1 protein-coding gene is annotated in these 305 nt (G+C 64.3%); it reads left to right on the top strand.

Going from position 1 to position 305, the window contains the following annotated elements; genetic code table 11:
• The coding region (locus EN818_RS31760; protein ID WP_135906734.1) for a hypothetical protein at positions 1-305 on the top strand (305 nt) is incomplete at both ends.

Genomic DNA, 305 nt, shown 5'->3' with positions numbered 1-305 from the left:
GCCCAGTCGATGACGCTGATGCGGGGCGAGGTTCGCCCCTCCACGGATGCCTTTGCCGTCCGGGTCTTCCCGGGCAATCCGTACCACCCGCGCATCCGGCGCGAGGTCCACGTATATGACCAGGGTTTCCAGCCGATCGATGCCAGGATCACGCCGAGCGTCTTCCTTCTGGCCGGCCAGGCGTCGCGTCCGGTTCTGGTCGTCGTCCCGTTCGACGGCGCGCACGAGCGTAAAGTGCGTATCTGTACCGAGAGTATCCCCTTTCCAAGCGAGCAGACCCAGATACGCGCACAGATATGCGGAAC

The organism is Mesorhizobium sp. M3A.F.Ca.ET.175.01.1.1 (assembly GCF_004791945.1).
Lineage (GTDB): Bacteria > Pseudomonadota > Alphaproteobacteria > Rhizobiales > Rhizobiaceae > Mesorhizobium.
This window is presented reverse-complemented; position numbering and strand designations above follow the sequence as displayed.